The sequence below is a fragment of the Nocardia sp. NPDC057272 genome (assembly GCF_042668615.1).
In the GTDB taxonomy this organism is placed as follows: domain Bacteria; phylum Actinomycetota; class Actinomycetes; order Mycobacteriales; family Mycobacteriaceae; genus Nocardia.
Genome location: NZ_JBHUYK010000071.1, coordinates 1 through 1,180 on the forward strand (window position 1 = coordinate 1; position 1,180 = coordinate 1,180).

General features: G+C 70.3%; 1 pseudogene. It reads left to right on the plus strand.

What is annotated here, in order from left to right:
• Window positions 1–1,136, plus strand: a pseudogene (locus ACFULV_RS34955) (Fe-S oxidoreductase); the annotation flags it as partial.
• Window positions 1,137–1,180: the final 44 nt, after the last annotated feature.

A 1,180-nucleotide genomic window follows, 5' to 3' on the forward strand; every position in this document is an offset into this window, starting at 1 on the left:
AGGGCCAAGGCGAGGGTGTCGAGGTTGTCGATGTCTCGCAGTTGATGCTGGACTCGATCACCCGTATCGATTCCGCCGCGCTGTCGGCGAACCTGCTTGTCGTCCAGGAGCCCAAGGCCGAACCGGAACCCGAGGTGGAACCGGAGCCGGTGGCCGAGGTCGCGACCGCGACCACCGCCGCGCCGAAGGCCGCTCCCGCCGGTGGCGGACTGGGCATGAAGGGTGCTGCCAAGGCTCCCGGCGGTGGACTCGGGATGAAGGGCGCTGCCAAGGCGCCGGGTGCGAAGGCATCCGCTGAAGCTCCTGCTGCTCCGGCCGCTGCTCCGGCCAAGGGTCTGGGCATGAAGGGTGGAGCGAAGGCTCCCGGTGGCGGCCTCGGTATGAAGGGTGGCGCCAAGGCCCCTGGTGCCAAGGCTCCTGCGGCTGACGCGGCTCCGGCCGATGCGGCTCCGGCCGCTGAGACCGCGACTCCTGCGGTTCCGGTCAAGGGGCTGGGTATGAAGGGTGCTGCCAAGGCTCCTGGCGGGCTCGGGATGAAGGGTGGGGTCAAGGCTCCGGGGGCGAAGGCTGCGGCTGCTCCTGCCGCGGAGGCTCCTGCCGCCGAGTCCGCTCCTGCCGAAGCTGCTCCTGCTGCGGCGCCCGCCGCGCCGGTCAAGGGACTTGGGATGAAGGGCAAGGCCAAGGCTCCTGGTGCCAAGGCGGCCACTCCGGCGGCTCCGGCGGCTGAAGCGTCGGCGTCGGCGGCGGTTCCCGCTGAAGCTTCTGCCGCTGAAGCGCCTGCCGCCGCTGCGGTTTCGGCTCCTGCCGAATCGAAGCCGTCGGTTCCAGCCAAGGGTCTGGCTATGAAGTCCGGGTTGAAGCGTCCGGGGCCGAAGGCGCCCGGTGCTGCGGCTTCGGCTGCTGCGCCGGTTCCGGCTGCGGAGGCTTCGGCTGCTGCTCCGGTCGAGGCGGCTCCGGTTGAGTCGTCGGCTGCGGCCGAAACCGAAACTGCTGCGGCGGAACCGGCTGCTCAGGCCGAGCCTGCCAATGGCAATGGCAATGGCAACGGCAACGGCACCTCGGTGGCGCCGCCGACTGCCAAGCCGGGCGGTCTCGGGTTCAAGTCCGGTGCGAAGTCGCCGGGGCGCAAGAGCTGACAGCTGAAGATGGACTACCAGTGAGGCGCGGATTCTTCGGAATC